Here is a 19,548-nt window from a genome sequence, read left to right on the forward strand (position 1 = left end):
ATGACGTGCTGCCTACCGAGAATCGGCTGAGGCGGCGCGAGGACTTCGCGACCGCGGTTCGCCGAGGACGCCGGGCCGGTCGCCCGCTCCTCGTCGTCCATCTACGCAGCGGTACAACGGACCCGCACGCGCCTGGGGAGAGCGCTCCCCCGACGCGTGCGGGTTTCGTTGTCAGCAAGGCCGTCGGTGTGGCTGTCGTCCGCAACCTGGTGAAGCGCAGGCTTCGTCATCTCATGCGCGAACGGCTGTCGCAGTTGCCCGCCGGTAGCCTGGTGGTCGTACGGGCATTGCCCGGTGCGGGTGATGCCGACCATGCACAGCTGGCCCGAGACCTGGATGCCGCCCTCGCGCGGCTCCTGGGAGTAGGCGCGCGATGAAGTACCCGCTGCTGGCCCTGATCAAGCTGTACCAGTGGACGATCAGCCCACTTCTTGGGCCCGTCTGCCGGTACTACCCGTCGTGTTCCCACTATGGATATACGGCGATCGACCGGCACGGTGCCATCAAAGGCACCGCCCTGACCGGCTGGCGCATTCTGCGGTGCAATCCGTGGTCGCCGGGCGGTGTGGATTATGTGCCGGAGCGCAAGCGACCTCGATGGCACGAGGCGCTGCGCGCTGCCTGGCGCGGCGACAAGGGCGGGCAGTCCGCCGCTGAGACCGAGACAAGCCCGGCCGCAGAGACCCCGCCCAAAGCTCAAGGAGCCTGATTAGTGGACACGATTGCCAGTCTGTTCAGCTTCATCACCTGGCCTGTTTCCTGGGTCATCGTCCAGTTCCACAAGTTGTACGGCGCGATCTTCGGGCCGGACACGGGCTGGGCCTGGGGCCTGTCGATCGTGTCCCTCGTGGTGCTCATCCGTATCTGTCTGATCCCGCTCTTCGTGAAGCAGATCAAGTCGACGCGGAACATGCAGGCGCTCCAGCCGAAGATGAAGGCCATCCAGGAGCGCTACAAGAGCGACAAGCAGCGTCAGTCCGAAGAGATGATGAAGCTGTACAAGGAGACGGGTACCAACCCGCTCTCCTCGTGCCTTCCGATTCTCGCCCAGTCGCCGTTCTTCTTCGCGCTGTACCACGTGCTCTCCGGCATCGCCAACGGCAAGACCATCGGCGTCATCAACCAGCCGCTGCTCGAGAGCGCCCAGAAGGCGCACATCTTCGGCGCGCCGCTGGCCGCCAAGTTCATGGACTCCGCCTCCAAGGTCGAAAGCCTGGGCGCGACGCTGACCGATGTCCGGGTCATCACCGCGATCATGATCGTGATGATGTCGGCCTCGCAGTTCTTCACCCAGCGCCAGCTGATGACGAAGAACGTGGACCTGACGGTCAAGACGCCGTTCATGCAGCAGCAGAAGATGCTGATGTACGTCTTCCCCGTCATGTTCGCCGTGATGGGCATCAACTTCCCCGTCGGTGTCCTCGTCTACTGGCTGACCACCAACGTGTGGACCATGGGCCAGCAGATGTACGTCATCAACCAGAACCCGACGCCGGGTTCCAAGGCCCAGGCGCACTACCTGGACCGTCTGGTCAAGAGCGTCACGCAGCACGGTGAGGTCCAGGGCAAGCGCCGGCGTGCCGTCGTGCAGGCGATCGTGGCCAAGGGCCCGGACCGCAACGACAACGAGCGCAAGTTCATCACCGGGCTCTCCAAGCAGGGCTTTGTGGCTCAGTCCGACGGCTCCGTGGTGAAGAGCGACGCGGCGGTCGCCGAGGCCGAGGGCGGAGCGGCGCCCAAGCGCCAGCAGCCCAAGCGGCAGACCAAGTCTCAGCGGCAGGGCGGCGCGGTCCAGCAGGACGAGGCGGCCGCGAAGACCTCGCTGTCCAAGGGCGCCACGGTCGCCGGTGACTCCGAGGCAGAAGCGCCCCAGGAGCAGGCCGAACCGCAGGACGCCAAGCCCAAGCAGGACGCCGCCAAGCCGAAGCAGGGCAAGCCCACCGCGGGTCAGGCACGAGCCAAGTCGGGGCAGCGCAAGGGTCAGCAGCGGCCCAAGCACCCGACCAAGAAGTAAGAAGGAGTCCATCCGTGACGGAAGGCACCACCTCTCCGGCCGCTGAGGGCGTCGACACCCTCTCCCGCCTGGAGCAGGAAGGGGAGATCGCCGCCGACTACCTTGAGGGCCTGCTCGACATCGCCGACCTCGACGGCGACATCGACATGGACGTCGAGGCGGACCGGGCCGCGGTCTCGATCATCAGTGACAGCAACAGCCGCGATCTGCAGAAGCTGGTCGGCCGCGACGGCGAGGTGCTGGAGGCGCTTCAGGAGCTCACGCGCCTGGCCGTGCACCGTGAGACCGGCGACCGCAGCCGTCTGATGCTGGACATCGGGGGCTACCGGGCCAAGAAGCGTACGGAGCTCGCCGAGCTGGGTGCCAAGACCGCGGACGAGGTCAAGAGCACCGGTGCGCCGGTGAAGCTGGACCCGATGACGCCGTTCGAGCGCAAGGTCGTGCACGACGCCGTCGCGGCCGCGGGGCTGCGCAGCGAGTCGGAGGGCGAGGAGCCGCAGCGCTTCGTCGTCGTGCTGCCCGCCTGAGCGTCATTGCTTTCTCGGCCCCGTCTGTTCGCAGGCGGGGCCGATCTTTGTCAGCCTGGTAGTCCCTGATGTAGTCCCTGATAGTCAGCCACCACAGTGCGGTATCGCCGCGTAGGTAGGGAAGGACGGTCCCCGTGACGGAGGCAGAGGCAGCAGCGGAGCTTCCCCCGGCGCCCGAAGAGGCGCGGGCGGTCTTCGGGGAGTTCTTCCCTGAGGCCGTGCGGTATGCGGAGCTGCTCGCGGATGCGGGGGTCAAGCGCGGTCTGATCGGTCCGCGGGAGGTGCCGCGTCTGTGGGAGCGGCACCTGCTGAACTGCGCGGTGCTCTCCGAGGTCGTTCCCGAAGGCGTCACCGTGTGCGACGTGGGCTCGGGGGCTGGACTGCCCGGCATCCCGCTGGCGCTCGTCCGCCCGGACCTGAAGATCACTCTGCTTGAGCCTCTGCTGCGGCGCACCAACTTTCTGCAAGAGGTCGTGGAGCTCCTGGGCCTCGACCACGTCACCGTGGTGCGCGGTCGCGCCGAGGAGATGATGGGCAAGGTCGCTCCGGTCCACGTGGTGACGGCGCGCGCGGTGGCGCCGCTCGACCGACTGGCCGGCTGGGGCGTTCCGCTGCTGCGTCCGTACGGAGAGATGCTGGCGCTCAAGGGCGACACCGCCGAGGAGGAGATCCTGGGGGCGCGGGCCGCGCTGAGCAAGCTCGGTGTGGTGGAGACATCGGTGCTTCACGTGGGCGAGGGTGTGGTGGACCCGTTGTCCACGGTCGTACGGGTCGAGGTCGGCGAGAGCCCCGGTGGTGTGCGCTTCGCCGCGAAGCGTGCCAAGGCCGCCAGGACGAGCCGGACCCGACGCCGACGCTGAACCGGCCGGTGGCGTCGCGGTGGCGTCGCTGGAGCCCACGTTCAGGGATTCAGCGAGTGAATGCTCCATAGAAGGCGGCATACGTACGCATTTCGGAGTGTCGTAACGGTCTCCGGGGAGCGCGGATGCATCGTGTTTCACGTGAAACGTCGCTCACTGCTGCATGGAATCATCAGCCGCGGCCGTGCGGCTTCCTCGCCGCGCGACCGCAAGCCGTTCGCAGGCGGCCCCGAGTCCCCCGTGAGGGCTACGGGGTTGTCCACAGAGGTGGATTCGTCCACAGAAGACCGGGCCTCGCTGGTTCACGTCCCCGAAGGCATGGGAGGCTCTGTTCATTGCGAGCCCGAAGTCGAGGAGAGTGAATCCTTGCGGTCCGACGCCAACATCGCGGGGCCGATGACCGATCCGGTCCCCGGTCCCCGTACCGAATCGGCGGGGGAGGATGTTTCACGTGAAACACCGCCCCCGATGGACGACACCCCCATCGGTCGTGCTGCCCAGCTGGCGGTGGAAGCTCTCGGCCGTGCCGGCGAGGGCCTGCCCCGGCCGGAGCAGACTCGAATCATGGTCGTTGCCAACCAGAAGGGCGGCGTAGGAAAGACCACCTCCACGGTCAACCTCGCCGCTTCCCTCGCACTGCATGGTGCGCGGGTCCTGGTTGTCGACCTCGACCCACAGGGGAACGCCTCGACGGCGCTGGGGATCGACCACCACGCCGAGGTCCCATCGATCTACGACGTCCTGGTCGAAAGCAGGCCACTGTCGGAAGTGGTCCAGCCCGTTCCTGACGTGGAGGGTCTTTTCTGCGCGCCGGCCACGATCGATCTCGCCGGTGCGGAGATCGAGCTCGTGTCCCTGGTGGCCCGGGAAAGCCGACTGCAGCGCGCCATCCAGGCGTACGAGCAGCCGCTGGACTACATCCTCATCGACTGCCCGCCGTCGCTGGGCCTGCTGACGGTCAACGCGCTGGTCGCGGGGGCGGAGGTCCTGATCCCGATCCAGTGCGAGTACTACGCGCTGGAGGGGCTGGGCCAGCTCCTGCGGAACGTCGACCTCGTACGCGGTCACCTCAACCCGACGCTGCATGTGTCGACGATCCTGCTCACCATGTACGACGGCAGGACCCGGCTCGCCTCCCAGGTGGCCGACGAGGTCCGCAGCCACTTCGGCAAGGAGGTGCTGCGGACCAGCATTCCGCGCTCGGTCCGCATCTCCGAGGCTCCGAGCTACGGGCAGACGGTCCTCACCTATGACCCGGGCTCCAGCGGCTCGCTCTCCTACCTCGAAGCTGCCCGCGAGATCGCCCTGCGCGGTGTCGGTGTGCAGTACGACCCCACGCACGCGCATGTGGTCAGCCAGAACAACCAGCACAGCATGTCGGAGGGGATCCAGTGAGTGAGCGACGTAGAGGGCTGGGACGGGGGCTCGGTGCGCTGATCCCGTCCGCCGCGCAGGAGAAGCCGGGCTCATCGGTGGGGACGGCTTCCACGTCCCCGTCGTCGGTGCCGGTATTGACCGCGGAGCGGGGGGTGGCGGCCGCGAAGGTGACGACGCTGCCGGCTGCCTCGGTTCCACGTGAAACATCCGTGGTGCCGGAGCCGGAGCCCGTCACCCCGACCGGTGCGTTCTTCGCCGAGCTGCCGATCGACTCGATCACGCCCAACCCGCGCCAGCCGCGTGAGGTCTTCGACGAGGACGCCCTGTCCGAACTCGTCACCTCCATCAAGGAAGTCGGGCTCCTGCAGCCCGTCGTCGTCCGCCAGACCGGTCCCGAGCGCTACGAGCTCATCATGGGCGAGCGGCGCTGGAGGTCCTGCCGCGAGGCCGGACTTGAGCGGATTCCCGCCATCGTCCGGGAGACGGACGACGAGAAGCTGCTTCTTGACGCCCTCTTGGAGAACCTTCACCGGGCGCAGCTGAACCCGCTGGAAGAGGCTGCGGCCTACGACCAGTTGCTTCGGGACTTCAAGTGCACCCACGACCAGTTGGCAGACCGCATCGGCCGTTCGCGGCCGCAGGTCTCCAACACGTTGCGGCTGTTGCGGCTCTCGCCTCCCGTGCAGCGCAGGGTCGCCGCCGGTGTCATCTCGGCCGGCCACGCCAGGGCGTTGCTCTCGGTCGAGGACACGGGGGAGCAGGACCGGCTGGCCCACCGCATCGTGGCGGAAGGGTTGTCGGTGCGGGCGGTCGAGGAGATCGTCAGCCTGATGTCCTCGGAGTCCCAGGCCACGCCCAAGGCCAAGGGCCCCAGGGCCGGGACGCGTCTGTCGCCCGCGCTCTCCGACCTGGCGACGCGGCTCTCGGACCGGTTCGAGACGCGGGTGAAGGTCGACCTCGGGCAGAAGAAGGGAAAGATCGTCGTCGAGTTCGCCTCGATGGATGATCTGGAGAGGATTCTCGGCACGCTCGCTCCGGGAGAGGGACGAGTTCTGGAGAAGGGCCTCGCCGAGGATGCCCCGGAGGACGGCACCGGCTGAGTTCGCTCAGCTGCATCTTGAGGGCGGGTCGGGTCCGGCGCATGCCGGAACACGGCCCGCCCTTTGCGTGGGCACGGTATCCCCGTCCATACAGGGTGGATACGATGCGTTCTGGTATGGCACATCGACCTTGATCCATCCTCTAGGGAGGGCGGGGGCCATGCGAACGGTGAGCCGCACGCGATGGGTGACGGCGGGGCTCGGGCTCGGGGCGGTCGGCGGTTTCGTCGGCGGTCTGCTCCGGGAGCTCAGCGCGCTGGCAGCCGCGCAGGGGGGCGGCAGGCGAGGGAAGTGAGGAACAGCCTCCATGGGGCGTCGGCTCGTACCGCTCACGCTGGACAACCTTCCGGACCTTCCCAAGCGCTGCCGCGGCTGCGTCTTCTGGGAACTCGATCCCGTCAGCGGAGAAGCGGCGTTGAAGGCGGGTCGCCCGGAAGTGGAGAAGGAAGCCTGGATCTCGGGCGTGCTCCTGGAGTGGGGCTCCTGCGGCCGGGTCGTCTACGTCGATGACATCCCGGTCGGCTATGTGCTCTACGCCCCGCCGGCCTATGTGCCTCGCTCCACCGCTTTTCCCACCAGCCCGGTGGCCGCCGATGCCGTGCAGCTGATGACCGGGTGGCTCATGCCGGGATATCAGGGGCAGGGTCTGGGGCGAGTGATGGTGCAGACGGTCGCCAAGGACCTGTTGCGCCGTGGCTTCAAGGCCATCGAGGCGTTCGGTGACGCTCGTTGGCAGGAGCCCGCATGTGTGCTGCCGGCCGACTATCTGCTGTCGGTCGGGTTCAAGACCGTACGGCCCCACCCCAGGTACCCGCGGTTGCGACTGGAACTGCGAACGACACTGTCCTGGAAGGAAGACGTCGAGCTGGCTCTCGACCGGCTGCTCGGGGCGGTGCAGAAGGAGCCGGTCCTCAGACCGCTGTAGACGTCGCGTCCCTGTGAAAAACGGGCCCGTCCCCCTGTGGGGAACGGGCCCGTTTCACGTGAAACAACGACGCCTGGGGGCTTACTTCGCGGTGATGAAGCCGTCCAGGTCACGCAGCAGCGCGGCCTTCGGCTTGGCGCCCACGATCGTCTTGGCGACCTCGCCGCCCTGGTAGACGTTGAGGGTGGGGATCGACATCACGCCGTACTTGGCGGCGGTATCCGGGTTCTCGTCGATGTTCAGCTTGACGATCTCGATCTCGTCACCGTACTCGGCGGCGATGGCCTCAAGCGACGGGGCGATCTGGCGGCACGGGCCGCACCATGCGGCCCAGAAGTCCACCAGGACGGGCTTGTTGTTCTTGAGGACGACCTCGTCGAAGTCGGCGTCGGTCACGTGCTGCAGGTTGCCGGCCACGGCAGTCTCCTAAGGGGGTGGGGGGGAAAGAAAGGGCGGATCAGACGCTGGCTGCGGCCTTCTCGCTGTCGGCCAGGGCAGCGAGGAAGCGCTCCGCGTCGAGTGCGGCCGAACAACCGGTGCCGGCCGCCGTGATGGCCTGCCGGTAGGTGTGGTCGACGACATCGCCGGCGCCGAAGACACCGGTCAGGTTGGTGCGGGTCGACGGGGCCTCGACCTTCAGGTAGCCCTCCTCGTCGAGGTCGAGCTGGCCCTTGAAGAGCTCGGTACGCGGGTCGTGGCCCACGGCGATGAAGAGGCCCGTCACCGGCAGCTCCGAGGTCGCACCCGTCTTGGTGTTGCGCAGCGTCAGACCGGTGAGCTTCTGGTCGCCGTGAATCTCCGCGACCTCGCTGTCCCAGGCGAACTTGATCTTCTCGTCGGCGAGGGCGCGCTCCTGCATCGCCTTGGAGGCGCGCAGGCTGTCCCGGCGGTGGACGATGGTGACCGACTTGGCGAAGCGCGAGAGGAAGGTCGCCTCCTCCATCGCGGTGTCGCCGCCGCCGATCACGGCGATGTCGTGGTCCTTGAAGAAGAACCCGTCACACGTGGCGCACCACGAGACACCGCGGCCGGACAGCTTGTCCTCGTTGGGCAGGCCCAGCTTGCGGTGCTGCGAGCCGGTGGTGACGATGACCGCCTTGGCACGGTGGACGGTGCCCGCGGTGTCCGTGACGGTCTTGATCTCGCCGGTCAGGTCGACGGCGACGACATCGTCGGGAAGCAGCTCGGCGCCGAAACGCTCGGCCTGCCCGCGCATGTTGTCCATGAGCTCGGGGCCCATGATGCCGTCCTGGAAGCCGGGGAAGTTCTCCACCTCGGTGGTGTTCATCAGTGCGCCACCAGCGGTGACGGCGCCCTCGAACACCAGCGGCTTCAGCGACGCACGTGCGGTGTACAGGGCGGCTGTGTATCCGGCCGGGCCCGAGCCAATGATGATCACGTTACGGACGTCGCTCACGGGTTACTTCCTCGTCTCTGCGGACTGCCTACTGCCTGTCGGGGCCCCGGTCCAGGACTCTCACCCCACCCAACGGATCCTACGGGGGATGCATTCCCGAGCCGGACGGGCGGCACGGAGGCTCCACCCCTGCGCGCGGCCCGTAGCCCTCAGTGGCGCGGATAGGAGTGCGTCAGCAGTACCTTGCCCCGGGCCGTGGGCCCGGCGTTCTCGCAGGACGCGTCGACGACATAGGCCTCCACGTTGGCGGGGTTCGCCTGATCGGGCAGGACGACGAGATACACCCGGGTTCCCTCATACGTGCCCTGCTCGGCAGCGACCGGCGGCTGAGAGGGGCGCCCGGTGCCGGCCTGGACGCAGGGCGGGACGCTGGCGGCGGAGCGAATGCTGTTCGAGGGGTTCTCGTTGTTGGGAACGTTCTGCGCGGACGGGGCGATCTTCGCCGACGGCGCCTTCTGGGTGCTCTGGCCGCCCTCGGACAGAAGCGTCTGGACCCGTCCTTCGAGGGTGCCCGCGGAGAAGACGGTGCCGTCGGGCCGGGGCGTGCCGGTCGCGGTGTGCTCGGCGCGGGGGGTCGTGTGCGTCTGGCCGCTCTGCACGAAGAAGATTCCCGCTCCGACGGCCGCCGAGGCGAGTACCGCGGTGAGTACGGCCGTGCGACGCCGGTGTTTCTTGACGCGGCCGGGTCCGGTGGCGGCGCGGGCGTGCCCGGACGGGCGGTCGGTCGGCGGCGTGCCGACGGGGGGCGTGGATGCGGTGGTGACGGAGGCCGACGTACTCACCGCGTCGGATGCCGCGTCGGATGTTTCACGTGAAACCTGCGCGGTCTCCCGCGGAGCGTCCTCGGGCTCCGTGGCGTTCAGGAGGGCTTCCGCGGCGAGCGCGGCGTCGATGCGCCCCACCACGTCGGCGGGCATGCGTGGGGGGCCGGGAAGCGTTCCGAGCAGATCACGGATTTCTTCGAGGGAGTCCCGTACGTCGGCGCACAGGGCGCAGCCGTTGAGATGGCGGCGGACGTCCGCGGTGCGTGCGGGCGAAAGGATGCCTTCGGTGAGTTCGGAGATCTCCGAGACGTCCGGGTGTTCCGTTGTTCCGGTCGTGGATGTCACGCGCTCCCACCTCCGCCCTTCACTGCGGCCGCATCGCTCGGTCCTGCGTCGTTCGTGCCCGACGCAGGTGGGACGGATGTCCCCGGCGTCCGGTTCCTTCCCCCACCCGACTCGCCACTATCCCTCGCATCGGCGCGCAGATGAGTGAGCAGGGGCAGCAGCCGTGCGCGCCCCCGGGCGCAGCGGCTCTTCACCGTGCCGGTGGGCACATCGAGCACCGCGGCCGCTTCGGCGACGGGATAGCCCTGCATGTCGACGAGGACGAGTGCGGCACGCTGGTCCGGCGGCAGCGTGCCCAGGGCCTCGATGAGTTGCCGGTGGAGCTCCTGCCGCTCGGCCGGCGCCTCGGCCGACTCGTGCGGCTCGATGAGCTGGTCCAGGCGCTCGGTGTCGTCGACCGGCGACGTCTTGCGGGAAGCGGCCTTGCGGGCCCGGTCGAGGCAGGCGTTCACCGTGATGCGGTGCAGCCACGTGGTGACGGCCGACTGGCCGCGAAAGGTGTGGGCGGCCCGGTACGCGGATACGAGGGCGTCCTGCACGGCGTCAGCGGCTTCCTCGCGGTCCCCCAGCGTACGCAGCGCCACCGCCCAGAGCCGGTCGCGGTGCCGCCGCACGATCTCACCGAAGGCGTCGGGATCTCCGTCGACATGGCGAGCCAGGAGGTCCTGGTCGCTCGTGTCGCCCAGTGTGGCCTCGTCCAACGGTGAGCCTCCCCCTGCCGTTCGGTCAGCCGGCGAACTTCACGTCGGTGATCCCCTGCTTGTAGCCGGGGAGGCCGTAGCCGCTGTCGTCCGAAGCATAGGGAGCGTCGGTGAGCCACAGCACGACGTACCGGGTCTTGACCGGCGTCTTCGCCTTGAGGTCGAGCGAGGTGCCGCTGGTGGTGCCCTTCGCGATGGACCGCATGTCACCGATCCGCTGGTCGGACGACATGGAGTCGCTCGCGTAGAGCGCGATCGTGGTGTGGTTCCCGCTGAACCGGAGCGCTATCGACGCCGCCGAGACATCCTTCGCCGAGCCGAGATCGTAGGCGATGCCGACCCCCTTCTTGAAGGGGGCGAGAGTGGGGCCGTCCTTGAAGCTCTTCGTGCGCCAGTAACTCGTCGTGCTGCCGTCGTAGGTGTTGCTGACGTCCGCGGCGCTCTGCGGCAATCCGTCCGGCGCGTACTCCTGGCCGTCCATGATCTTGAGCGGGACGGGAGCCTTCGGCTTGTCCCCGTCGTTGCCGCTGTCCGTGGTCCGGGTGTTCCCGGTCTCGTTGGTGCCGCCCTTGTCCCGGTCCAGCAGGGCATCGGCGAGCTGCCAGCTCCCGAGGCCCAGGGCGGCGATCAGGAGCGCCGAGACGGCCCACTTGAGCGCCTTGCCGGTGCGCCCCTGAAGCGGCGGAGGCGGCGGAACCACGGGCTGGGTGGCGGAAGGGCCCGGGCCGGTGGCCGGGCGGCCGTACGTCCCCTGCTGATAAGTGGTGCGCTGGTACTCGGGCGGGGCGGTGAACACGGGCTCCGGAGGCTTGATGCGCGGCATCCCCCCCACGGCCTTGACCAGCTCGTCCGGGGTGGTGCACGGAGGCTCCTGGCGGGACGCGGTGGCGCCGTCGTTGACCAGGGCTCGCATGGCGAGCTCCGAGAGGCCCCGGTGAACACCCGCCCGCACCTGGTCGGGGGCGATCAGACCGACGCCCTTGGGCAGGCCGTGCAGGCCGTACGCGTCGCTCTCGTAGGGCCACCGCTGGGTGAGCACGGCGTACAGCAGGGCACCGATGGCCTCGGTGTCCGTGCGCTGGGGGGTGTCGGAGGTGACGCCGCGCAGCGCGGCGGCCACGGCGAGGCCGCGGATGCGGTACTGGCCGGTCGAGGTCCGCAGGACGGCGCTCGGGGTGAGCCTGAGGTGGGCGAGGCCTTCACGGTGGGCCGCCGCCATGGCCTGGGAGACCTGCGTGACCATCTGGTAGGCGTCGTGTGCCTCCAGGGGGCCGAGCCCCAGCAGGGCGGTGAGTTCGGTGGCGTCCGGCAGCCACTCGTGGACGACGTAGACGAGGTCGTTCTCCTCGACTGCGTCCAGGACCTGCACGAAGCGGGGGTCGCCGAGCAGCGCGGAGGACCGGGCGGCGGCCAGGACGGAACGGGCTCGCGGGTGGTCGGCGGGGAGCAGGTGCACACCGACGGCACGGCGGAGCTTTTCGTCGACGGCGCGCCAGCTGCTGAAACCGTCCAGACGGGTGACGCACTCCTCAAGGCGGTAGCGCCTGGCCAGCTTGTGACCGCTGTGCAGTTCGGGCGTCGCGATGGAGGACTCAGTGGACTTGCGCTCGCCGCCGGTGCCGCTCGTGCTCTGCTCTGCCGTGTCGATGGACTCCGTCACCCCGTCGGTCGTCGCCTTGTCCGCCTTGGCGGTCAGCGGTTCGTCGCCGCTGTTGTCGGCCACGTCGACGGCAGCCGTGCTACGTTCCGCCACCGTCGCTCCTGCCTCCCCATCCGATGCGTGCTGTTGGCCAGCCATGCAAAGTCATGCCAATTGTGCCCACAGTCCAGCACTATGCACGACACGCGGTGGCCGGCGATGGTTGTGCGCGGGCTCCGGCCTCAGCGGCCGAGCCGCCCGCGCACCATTCCGACCATGGCGTTGAGCTCTTCGATGCGCATGCGCTTGGCCGCGACGAAGAAGATTCCGAGCAGGACGCCACCGCCGACGACCAGTGCCACCACTGATCCTCCCGCGCCCTCGCCCAGGAACTTCAGCAGACCGAAGCCGACCGCGCCACCCACCACCGCGGCGGGAACGGCGGCCAGGCAGAGACGGGCGTACGTACGCAGGACGTGCGCGCCGTCCAGGTCGCCGCCCAGCCGGGTGCGCAGCCGCCGCCACGCCACTCCCACGCCCACGGCGTAGGCCAGACCGTAGGCCGCGGCCATGCCCACGACCGCCCATCGGGCGGGCAGTACTACGTAGCAGGCGGCCGACACCGCCGCGTTGACGGCGGCGACGATGACCGTGTTGTAGAAGGGCGTGCGGGTGTCCTCGTAGGCGTAGAAGCCGCGCAGGACGACGTACTGCACCGAGTAGGGGATCAGGCCGAGCGCGAACGCCATCAGGATGAAGCCCATGGACTGGGCGGCCTGAATGCCACTGGAGGCGTACAGCAGGGTGCACATGGGGACGCCGAGCGCCAGGAAGGCGAAGGCGACGGGCACGATGGCCACCGCCGAGTTCCGCAGGCCCTGGGAGATGTCGTCGCGGACCGCGCCCGGGTCGTTGTCGTGCGCGGCGCGCGAGATGCGGGGCAGCAGCGCGGCCATGACCGAGACGGTGATGATGGCCTGCGGCATGCCCCAGATCAGCTGGGCGTTGGAGTAGGCGAGGAAACCGGCGCCGTTCCGCCCGGACTGCTTGCCCGCCGCCGTGGCGAGCCGGGTGACGACGATGACGCCGGCCTGGTTGGCTAGTACGAACATGACGGTCCACTTGGCGAGCTTGACCGTCTTGCCGAGGCCGTGGCCCTTCCAGTCGAATCGCGGCCGGAAGCGGAATCCGGTCTCACGCAGGTAGGGAAGCATCGCCAGGGCCTGCACGACGAGACCGAGCAGGGTGCCGATGCCGAGCAGCCTCACACCGTCGTGCGGGATCGTCTGGACGCCCATGTGGGACTCGGCGGACGTGCCGTAGACCCAGATGAACAGGCCGAACGTAGCGATCATCACGATGTTGTTGAGGACCGGGGTCCACATCATCGCGCCGAACTTGCCGCGGGCGTTGAGGATCTGGCCCATCACCACGTGCACGCCCATGAAGAAGATCGTGGGCAGGCAATAGCGGGCGAACGTGACGGCGACACTGTTGGCGGCCGTGTCGTTGCCGATGGTGGGCGACATGAGCTGGATCAGCAGCGGCGCTCCGACGACCGCGAGCGCCACGATGGTGCCGAGCGCGACCATGACGAGGGTCAGAAGACGGTTGGCGTAGGCCTCGCCACCGTCCTCGTCGTCCTTCATGGAGCGGACGAGCTGAGGCACGAACACCGAGTTCAGGCCGCCGCCGACGGTGAGGATGTAGATCATCGTCGGCAGGGTGAGCGCGATGGTGAAGGTGTCGCCCAGCAGGGCGGCACCCAGCGCCGCCGTGATCACGAGGCTGCGTACGAAGCCGGTGAGCCGGGACACCAGGGTGCCGGCCGCCATGACGGCGCTGGACTTCATGAGGCTGGAGGCGCGGCCGGCCGGCTTCGGCGCGGGGGCCGGTTCCGGCCCGGCGGGCGCCAGCGGCCCCGCCTGCTGCTGATCCCGGTAGAGGTGCGCGAACGCGTCCTGCTCGGGCAGTTCCTCGCCGGCCTGGGTGACCAGGTCGTCGACGCCGACGAACTGGGTGGTCCGTGCGTCGTCCCCGTAGGGGAGGTGGCGCGAGGGCCCCTCCGGTTCGGGCGGCGGGGTCTGTGCCCAGATCCGGGGGTCGGGGGCGTACTGCTGAGCGACGGGCTGCTGGTAGAGCGGCGGCTGCTCGGCATAGGTGCCCGGGGGCGGCGGCGGGTGCGCCGACCGGTCGTAGAGCGCTTCGGTCACCGGGTCCTGGGCGGAAAGGTCCTGCGACCGGTACGGGTCGTAGGCATAGGCGTCCTGGACGTACGGATCAGGCGCTGACTGCGGCGGCGGGACCTGGCCCTGCTGGGTGGGTGCCGGGGGCATGCCCCCGGAGGGCGCGGCACCACTGCCGACGCCCTGCCCACGGTCACCGTCGTACGGCGCGTTCATGGTTACCCCACCTCATCGTCCCCGGCCGACCGGCCACGACATAGCTCAATGGTCCACTTTCTCACCCGGGCCGGGCGCGGCCCCGCTTTCCGGACCGGTGTCCGGTGTCGGGTCACTCGGCTGCCCGGGATCGGCGTCCGCCGAACCGTTCGACTTCCCGGGGCCGTCGTCGCCCTCGGGCTCCTCGCGCGCCGTGGAGCGCTTGCGGTGGGTGTACATCCTGATGCCGGCGAGCACCAGGAGCAGGACTCCGCCGGCGATGACCAGCATCACCGTCGGAGTGATCTCGGAGACCTTGACGGTGAACTCCATCGGGTCACCGTACGGCGTGCCGTCCTCGGTGTAGAGCCGCGCCGTCACCGTGACGGGACCGTTGGCGTTGGCGATCGCCGTGAACTTCACCGACTGGCTGCGGTCGCCGTCGACCTTCACCGGCTGTTCGCCGACGGCGGCACCGTCCTCGCCCAGTTGCAGGCGGGTGGGGCTCTTCGGCTGGATCCTCAGCACCAGGTGGCCGACGCCCTGCACCAGCTTGTTCTGCACGGTGACGGCGATGGTCGCGCTGCGCCCGGACATGGTCGCGGTCGACTTCTGGATGAGATGGACCTGGTTGGCCAGTCCGTCCAGGTAGAGCTGAACTCCGGACCGGTAGTTCTGCGCGGCGTCCGATTCGCCGCGCCAGGACGTCGACATCTCGCGGTTGATGGCGTTGCCGAAGGGTGTGACCACGCGGTCGGGCGCGGCAAGGATCACCTTGAACCTGTCCAGGGTGCCCTGGGTGTTCTTCATGTCCTGGAAGGCGTCGGTCGGCAGTTCCTGGCGCCGCAGCGCGTCGGGGTATCCGCCCGCGCCGGGCACCTTCGTCGTGGCGAGCGGGTCGGGCTTGGCCGTGGTCGCGGCGGACAGGTCCAGAGGCTGGGTCCAGCGCTGGGGATCGAGCGCGTGCAGCGCGGTGGCCATCGTCTGCGCCTGGCTGACGGACGGCATCCGCTGCGGGGCGACGACGATGCTGCGCTGCTTGTCGGTGTCCTGGAGGGTGATCGCGAGGGTCTGCGCGAGGAATTCCTGCACGGCCAGGGTCGAGTTGTCGGCCATCGACAGATCGCCCTGGAACGCCGTGGAGAGCCCGGCGTCGGCGACGATGGCGCTGGCGCCCCCTCCGATGGGCCTGACCGCCGTGGGGGCGTAGGAGAGGGAGCCGTCCCGCAGGCTGTCGCTGCGCGCGATCACGTTGTGCGCGCCGGCCGATGTGGCCACGTCGACGATCGACGGGTCGACGGCGCCGTCCACCGGCCACGAGTAGTCGACCAACGGGGTCACGTGCAGGACCGTGTCGATGGTCTTCTGCGCGACCTCGGTGGCGACCTGCAGGTGGCCGAGCGAGCCGGGGACGTCTCTGCCGTGGTGGGCGAGCGAGGCCAGATCGGGATCGGCGAAGGGCAGGGCGACGACCTTCTCGCCCTGCACCGCGGATTCCAGCGCGCTCAGCCACGCCTTGGCGACGTCCTGGCTGGTGCCGTTGACCAGGTTGTCGCCGACCTTGACCTTGTAATTGCGCGTCATCGCGTCGACGGTGGCCAGCAGGTCGGGGTCGATGACCCAGGTCACGGGCAGCTGCTTGCCGAGCGAGACCATCTGGTTGAGCCTGCCGCCCGGTCCGATGTCCCTCGCCAGGGAGTCGTCGGCGAAGACCGGGGTCTGCTGGGCGTCCGAGCCGGTCTGGGCGGTGAGGTGGGACGAGGAGATCAACGGCCACAGGAAGGTGAGCTGGCTCTTCTTGCCGTCGGTGCCTTCCGGCTGCCACGGCAGGAAGGTGCGCTGGATGCCGAGCACCCGCTCGGACTGGTGGTTCGCCGTCCTGCCCGAAAGGGACACGCCGAGCGGGTACACCCCGTCCTCACCGAGGCTCAGCTTGGAGACCGGCACGGAGAGGGTGAAATCCTGGCTGATCCCGGCGTCCAGGCGGGCGAACTTCACCGTGGGCCCGTCGCCGAGCTCCGCGGGGTCGACGCCCGGCGTGTAGGCCTTGCGGCCCGCCGCCTCGTCGATCGCGCTGCGCCCAGAAATCTTGGATCCCACCCGGAGACCCACATGGGCACCGGTGACGGCCTGCGTGCCCGTGTTGGTCACCGTCCCGGAGATCGTCAGCGTGTCGCTCTTGACGGGGGCCGTGGGGGCCACCGAGTCGAGGGACACCTGGACGCTCTGGGCGGTCGCGGCGTCGCCGGCCGCGTGCGCCGCCGGGACGGCCGTCGCGGACAGCAGGCACGCGAACAGCGGAGCGCCGACGAGCAGTGCCGCCGTGCGGCGAAGCCACCGGCGGGCAGGAGAGGGAGTCATCCCCTGGGAATCTGCCGCCTCGGCCACGCGCTCGCCCGTCCCTCGATGTCGTCGCTTTCGGTTGCTGCGTCCACGCATGGTAACGATGCGGACTGTGGCGAAGTGCCGCGGACTCCTCCACATGATCGGAAGAGTGCCGTACCGGGCGGCGGGCGTGCGTGCCGGGGTGTGTCATACGAGTGCGTACGGGCTCCGCGATAAACGGTGACGACCCGGTCGGCCGGGCCACGTACCCTTTTCTGTTGTGCCGAACGCCAACGAAGACAATCCCAGTGCACTGAGCCAGGTGCAGCGCCGCGCGGTGAGTGAACTGCTGCGGGTGTCCCCAGTCGCGGACGATCTCGCCGTCCGATTCGAGGAGGCGGGCTTCTCGCTCGCCCTGGTCGGCGGTTCGGTCAGGGACGCGCTGCTCGGGCGGCTCGGCAACGATCTGGACTTCACCACCGATGCCCGCCCCGAGGACGTGCTGAAGATCGTCCGGCCCTGGGCCGACGCGGTCTGGGAGGTCGGAATCGCTTTCGGTACGGTCGGCTGCCAGAAGGACGGCTATCTCATCGAGGTGACGACGTACCGCTCCGAGGCGTACGACCGGACCTCGCGCAAGCCGGAAGTGTCCTACGGCGACTCCATCGAGCAGGACCTCGTGCGTCGTGACTTCACCGTCAACGCGATGGCGGTGGCCCTGCCCCAGAAGGAGTTCGTCGACCCGTACGGGGGTCTCGACGACCTGGCAGCGCGGGTCCTGCGCACGCCGGGGACACCCGAGGAGTCCTTCTCCGACGACCCGCTCCGGATGATGCGCGCGGCACGCTTCGCCGCCCAGTTGGACTTCGAGGTGGCTCCCGAGGTCGTCACGGCGATGACGGACATGTCGGGACGCCTGGAGATCGTCTCCGCGGAACGAGTGCGTGACGAGCTGAACAAGCTGCTGATCTCCGCCCATCCGAAGAAGGGGCTGCGGCTCCTGGTGGACACCGGGCTCGCGGACCACGTCCTGCCGGAGCTGCCGGCTCTGCGCCTGGAGAGTGACGAGCACCACCGCCACAAGGACGTCTACGAACACTCGCTGACCGTCCTGGACCAGGCCATCGACCTGGAGCAGGACGGGCCGGATCTCGTGCTGCGGCTGGCCGCGCTGCTGCACGACATCGGCAAGCCGAGGACGCGGCGCTTCGAGTCGGACGGGCGGGTTTCCTTCCACCACCACGAGGTGGTCGGCGCGAAGATGACCAAGAAGCGAATGAGTGCGCTGAAGTACTCGAACGACATGGTCAAGGACGTCTCGCAGCTCGTGGAACTGCACTTGCGCTTCCACGGATACGGGACCGGGGAATGGACCGACTCAGCGGTGCGGCGGTACGTCCGTGACGCCGGTCCGCTCCTCGGTCGGCTGCACAAGCTGACGCGCTCGGACTGCACCACACGCAACAAGCGCAAGGCGAATGCCCTGTCCCGGGCCTACGACGGCCTTGAGGAGCGGATCGAACAGCTTCAGCAGCAGGAGGAACTGGACTCGATCCGTCCCGACCTGGACGGCAACCAGATCATGCAGATCCTGGGCGTCGGACCGGGTCCGGCGATCGGGCAGGCATACAAGCACCTGCTGGAACTGCGCCTGGAGAACGGGCCCATGGATCACGATGCGGCAGTCGCGGCGTTGAAGGAGTGGTGGGCGGCGCAAGCCTGAGGTCGTGTTTCACGTGAAACACGACGGCTGGACGCCGTGAGGCGGGGGCGGTGTTTCAGCGGGGGCGATGTTTCACGTGAAACACCGCCCCGCTGAAACACCGCCCCCGCGCGACAGCCGGACCGCGCACGTCACGCGGTACCCGTGTGCGGAGGTCTGGTCATGAACGCGGCTACGACCGCGTAGATGAGCGACACCGTGATGACGAGGGGGGCCGAACGGCCGTCCGGCGGGAGCATGAGGGCGGCGACCGCGGCGGCTCCGACGAACGCCATGTTGAACAGGACGTCGTAGAGGGAGAAGATCCGGCCCCGGAAAGCGTCGTCCACCGTCGACTGGATCACCGTGTCCGTGGTGATCTTCGCGCCCTGTGTCACAAGGCCCAGGACAAAGGCGCCGACCAGCATGGGGCCGGGGGCGAAGGGCAGCCCGAGTGCCGGTTCGAGCACCGCGGCGGCAGCGGCACACACCGCGATCCACCGGTACTGCCCGACTCGGGCCACCGCCCACGGGGTCACGAGGGCCGCCACGAAGAAGCCCGCTCCCGAGACGCCCACGGCGAGTCCGAGCAGGGCGAGTCCCCCGGTCCCGCTGCCCTTCCCCGTTCCTTCGGCCCAGGCGTACCGGCAGAGCATCAGCAGCATCACGGTCAGCGCCCCGTAGCAGAACCGCATCAGCGTCATCGCGGTGAGGACCCGTGCGGCGGATCTGCGCTCGTTCAAGTGCCGTACACCGTGGGCCAGTCCGCGTGCCGTCGAGCGGATCACCGCGGCAAGTCCGGGCCGGGCGGCCGTCGGGTCGGGCCCGAGCAGCCCGGCCGGAAGCCGCAGGGAGGCCAGGGAGGCGCAGAGGTAAAGGGCGGCACCCAGAACGACTGTCGCGGCATCCGCGTCGATCACCAGGCGCAGGGCGAAGGCGAGTCCTCCGCCCGCGGTGGCGGCCAGCGTTCCGGCGGTCGGGGAGAGTGAGTTGGCCGTGACCAGCCGCTCGGCGTCGACCACCCGGGGCAGGGACGCCGAAAGGCCGGCGAGGACGAAGCGGTTGACCGCTGTCACGGCGAGCGCGGAGGCGTAGAAGAGCCAGTCGGGCGCGGCTCCGAGGACGAGCAGGGCCGTGCAGCCGGCCAGCGCGGTCCGCAGCAGATTCCCGTACAGGAAGACCTGCCGCCGACGCCAGCGGTCGAGCAGGACTCCCGCGAACGGCCCGACGAGCGAGTACGGAAGGAGCAGCACGGCCATGGCGGAGGCGATCGCGCCGGGCGAGGCCTGTTTTTCCGGGGAGAAGACGACGTACGTGGCGAGAGCGACCTGGTAGACACCGTCCGCTGCCTGGGACAGCAGCCGTACGGCCAGCAGGTGCCGGAAGTGCTTCAGGCGCAGGAGCACGCGTAGATCACGTACGACAGGCATGCGAGCAAGGGTCACATACCGAAAGGGTCCCCGTGCGCACA

The 19,548-nt window shown here is 69.0% G+C and carries 18 protein-coding genes; 10 read left to right on the forward strand and 8 right to left on the reverse strand.

The features are described from left to right. Positions 1-5: 5 nt before the first annotated feature. The 9 genes from rnpA to ACGFW5_RS10205 all read left to right on the forward strand — a co-directional run bounded on the left by rnpA (position 6) and on the right by ACGFW5_RS10205 (position 6,803). Complete coding sequence (gene rnpA, locus ACGFW5_RS10165) at positions 6-377, forward strand: ribonuclease P protein component (protein ID WP_393833735.1); 372 nt, start codon at positions 6-8, stop codon at positions 375-377. Next, positions 374-709 carry a membrane protein insertion efficiency factor YidD gene (yidD, locus tag ACGFW5_RS10170; RefSeq protein WP_393833736.1) on the forward strand — a complete coding sequence of 112 codons (336 nt, stop codon included), beginning with the start codon at positions 374-376 and terminating at the stop codon, positions 707-709. The genes rnpA and yidD overlap by 4 nt, the downstream gene beginning before the upstream one ends. Positions 710-712: 3 nt before the next feature. Further along, complete coding sequence (gene yidC, locus ACGFW5_RS10175; RefSeq protein WP_393833737.1) at positions 713-2,014, forward strand: membrane protein insertase YidC; 1,302 nt, start codon at positions 713-715, stop codon at positions 2,012-2,014. A gap of 14 nt (positions 2,015-2,028) precedes the next feature. Continuing rightward, positions 2,029-2,541 (forward strand): protein jag, encoded by a 513-nt coding sequence (locus tag ACGFW5_RS10180; RefSeq protein ID WP_393833738.1) that lies wholly within the window; start codon positions 2,029-2,031, stop codon positions 2,539-2,541. A 134-nt stretch (positions 2,542-2,675) separates the two neighbouring features. Beyond that, positions 2,676-3,401, forward strand: coding sequence for a 16S rRNA (guanine(527)-N(7))-methyltransferase RsmG (gene rsmG / locus ACGFW5_RS10185; RefSeq protein ID WP_393833739.1), 726 nt, complete (start codon positions 2,676-2,678; stop codon positions 3,399-3,401). 318 nt (positions 3,402-3,719) lie between these two features. After that, positions 3,720-4,796: a ParA family protein gene (locus ACGFW5_RS10190; protein WP_350231473.1), complete on the forward strand. Its 1,077-nt coding sequence runs from the start codon at positions 3,720-3,722 to the stop codon at positions 4,794-4,796. Beyond that, on the forward strand, positions 4,793-5,878 hold the full coding sequence (locus tag ACGFW5_RS10195) for a ParB/RepB/Spo0J family partition protein (protein ID WP_393833740.1): 1,086 nt from the start codon (positions 4,793-4,795) through the stop codon (positions 5,876-5,878). Before ACGFW5_RS10190 ends, ACGFW5_RS10195 begins: the two co-directional genes overlap by 4 nt. A 160-nt stretch (positions 5,879-6,038) precedes the next feature. After that, on the forward strand, positions 6,039-6,173 hold the full coding sequence (locus ACGFW5_RS10200; protein WP_393833741.1) for a hypothetical protein: 135 nt from the start codon (positions 6,039-6,041) through the stop codon (positions 6,171-6,173). Between the two features lie 12 nt (positions 6,174-6,185). Beyond that, on the forward strand, positions 6,186-6,803 hold the full coding sequence (locus ACGFW5_RS10205) for a GNAT family N-acetyltransferase (protein WP_393833742.1): 618 nt from the start codon (positions 6,186-6,188) through the stop codon (positions 6,801-6,803). An 81-nt stretch (positions 6,804-6,884) separates the two neighbouring features. On the opposite strand, the gene trxA is transcribed toward ACGFW5_RS10205, so the two are convergent. From trxA to ACGFW5_RS10240, 7 genes are all read right to left on the reverse strand, one after another. Then, positions 6,885-7,220: a thioredoxin gene (gene trxA, locus ACGFW5_RS10210; RefSeq protein ID WP_393833743.1), complete on the reverse strand. Its 336-nt coding sequence runs from the start codon at positions 7,218-7,220 to the stop codon at positions 6,885-6,887. Positions 7,221-7,260: 40 nt separating this feature from the next. Beyond that, positions 7,261-8,220: a thioredoxin-disulfide reductase gene (trxB, locus tag ACGFW5_RS10215; protein ID WP_393833744.1), complete on the reverse strand. Its 960-nt coding sequence runs from the start codon at positions 8,218-8,220 to the stop codon at positions 7,261-7,263. A gap of 149 nt (positions 8,221-8,369) precedes the next feature. Then, a complete protein-coding gene (locus ACGFW5_RS10220; protein WP_393833745.1) occupies positions 8,370-9,329 on the reverse strand; it encodes a hypothetical protein in 960 nt (319 codons plus the stop codon). Beyond that, positions 9,326-10,030 (reverse strand): RNA polymerase sigma factor SigM, encoded by a 705-nt coding sequence (sigM, locus tag ACGFW5_RS10225; protein WP_393833746.1) that lies wholly within the window; start codon positions 10,028-10,030, stop codon positions 9,326-9,328. The genes ACGFW5_RS10220 and sigM overlap by 4 nt, the downstream gene beginning before the upstream one ends. 25 nt (positions 10,031-10,055) lie before the next feature. After that, a complete protein-coding gene (locus tag ACGFW5_RS10230; protein ID WP_393833747.1) occupies positions 10,056-11,783 on the reverse strand; it encodes a protein kinase family protein in 1,728 nt (575 codons plus the stop codon). A gap of 128 nt (positions 11,784-11,911) precedes the next feature. Continuing rightward, complete coding sequence (murJ, locus tag ACGFW5_RS10235; protein WP_393833748.1) at positions 11,912-14,071, reverse strand: murein biosynthesis integral membrane protein MurJ; 2,160 nt, start codon at positions 14,069-14,071, stop codon at positions 11,912-11,914. Between the two features lie 45 nt (positions 14,072-14,116). Continuing rightward, a complete protein-coding gene (locus ACGFW5_RS10240; RefSeq protein ID WP_393833749.1) occupies positions 14,117-16,438 on the reverse strand; it encodes a DUF6049 family protein in 2,322 nt (773 codons plus the stop codon). A gap of 217 nt (positions 16,439-16,655) precedes the next feature. Here ACGFW5_RS10240 and ACGFW5_RS10245 point away from each other — a divergent pair, with 217 nt between their 5' ends. Beyond that, positions 16,656-18,098, forward strand: coding sequence for a CCA tRNA nucleotidyltransferase (locus ACGFW5_RS10245; RefSeq protein WP_393833750.1), 1,443 nt, complete (start codon positions 16,656-16,658; stop codon positions 18,096-18,098). Between the two features lie 131 nt (positions 18,099-18,229). Here the strand turns inward: ACGFW5_RS10245 and ACGFW5_RS10250 are convergent, their stop codons facing one another. Continuing rightward, positions 18,230-19,507 carry an MFS transporter gene (locus ACGFW5_RS10250; RefSeq protein WP_393833751.1) on the reverse strand — a complete coding sequence of 426 codons (1,278 nt, stop codon included), beginning with the start codon at positions 19,505-19,507 and terminating at the stop codon, positions 18,230-18,232. Positions 19,508-19,548: the final 41 nt, after the last annotated feature.

Source organism: Streptomyces sp. NPDC048416, assembly GCF_043200435.1.
GTDB lineage: Bacteria > Actinomycetota > Actinomycetes > Streptomycetales > Streptomycetaceae > Streptomyces.